We start from the raw sequence: 237 nt of genomic DNA on the forward strand, positions 1-237 counted from the left end.
AACCCATGCGCAAAATCCTGTCGGGCCTGATGATCCTGCTGCTTGTCTGTTCCGCCGCCGGGGCAGGAGATTTTTCGGCGGGCGCGCCGGTATCGCCGATCCAGTATCAGCTCGATAGCCGTACCCGCACGGACGACCGCCGGCCGCGGCCGCAGCGTTACGTCTGCGGCGTCCCGCCGCGCGAGAGCGACAATCGCAACCGGCCCTATGTCTGCCGCGCCGATGCGGGCCGGGTCG

1 protein-coding gene is annotated in these 237 nt (G+C 68.8%); it reads left to right on the forward strand.

Annotation, left to right across the window (positions count from 1 at the left end):
• Positions 1-29: 29 nt before the first annotated feature.
• Positions 30-237, forward strand: a 208-nt coding sequence (locus KVS69_RS20540; protein ID WP_217540193.1) for a hypothetical protein, incomplete at its 3' end; no start/stop codon positions are given.

The sequence above is a fragment of the Stenotrophomonas sp. GbtcB23 genome (genome assembly GCF_019091045.1).
GTDB lineage: Bacteria > Pseudomonadota > Gammaproteobacteria > Xanthomonadales > Xanthomonadaceae > Stenotrophomonas > Stenotrophomonas rhizophila_A.